At 39.7% G+C, this 1,008-nt stretch carries 1 protein-coding gene and 1 pseudogene; both read left to right on the top strand.

The features are described 5' to 3' along the window. A partial coding sequence (locus ACFIKH_RS09160; protein WP_375671536.1) for a hypothetical protein occupies positions 1-220 on the top strand: 220 nt, incomplete at its 5' end. Positions 221-226: 6 nt separating this feature from the next. Then, positions 227-1,008, top strand: a pseudogene (locus ACFIKH_RS09155) (hypothetical protein); the annotation flags it as partial.

Raw genomic sequence — 1,008 nt, 5'->3', positions numbered from 1 at the left:
GCAAATCCGCGTCCTTTTTTATGCAAGCAATAGAATGGTTCATGCGCCATTGAATAAGGTGCTTGATCTTGTCAAAAACGATATACAGCATGATCTTTTAAGCGCTTTGGCAGAGTATCAAGAAGCGACAGATCAACGCATAGAGATCATGCAAAAACTTATTGATGAATTGCAGTCTCTCATCTCCCACAACCTCAAAAATAGAATTGCTAAGGAATGAAACGCGATGCCATTACCCTATCACACACATATATTTAAGCTTGAACCAGCAACAAAAGAAGAAGTCAAAGAAGGTGTTTTAGATAGTAAGGCTCTTGCACCTGTTTCAGTGGGGAGTGCAGCAGCTTATGAGGTAGAATATTTTGCAACCGCTGCTCAAGGAAAAAAGGCTGATGATGCTGTTGCAAAGAGAGATATTGGAGCTCTTGCTTACAAAGATAAGGTCACAATTTGTGATATTGAAGCAAGTGGTGAAGTGCATGAGAATGCGATTTTATCAGGCGTTGGCTGGGTAAAAATATCGTCTTTAGGGATTGGCGATATGAAGGCTGCTACATATGATCCCGATAATGTGGGGGCAAATGTATTTTCTATGGAAAATATGAACGAGGGTCCTACAAAAAAGATCTTAACCACAGAGGAAAGATCAAAACTACGATGGTTGAGTGCTACCCAACCAACAATAGAAAAGTGGCATAAGGGAAGTGAAGGTGTTTATTATCCCATATCTCCGGTAGATCTCAAAAATACCATTCGTTATTTTGTAGGCTCAAAGTCTGTTGGTATGTCAAAATCAGTTTATGATCCAGATAAAATAGAAAAAGATGCCTTTGATATGGAGAATATGAATGAGGGGAATACGCATCTTATTTTAACCCCTCAAGAACGTGCACAGGTTGCAAAAATTGATAAAATTAAAGATGTGGCACAACACGCACAAGAAAGTGCACAACAAGGGCTTTATGCAGCCAGTGAGGCGAAGGATATTGCCAATGCTGCATTCAATAC

It is taken from the genome of Bartonella sp. SD1336NMGDW, from assembly GCF_042193565.1.
Taxonomy (GTDB): Bacteria; Pseudomonadota; Alphaproteobacteria; order Rhizobiales; family Rhizobiaceae; genus Bartonella; species Bartonella grahamii.
Note: the sequence above shows the minus strand (reverse complement) of the source record. Positions and strands in the feature narration are given on the sequence as shown.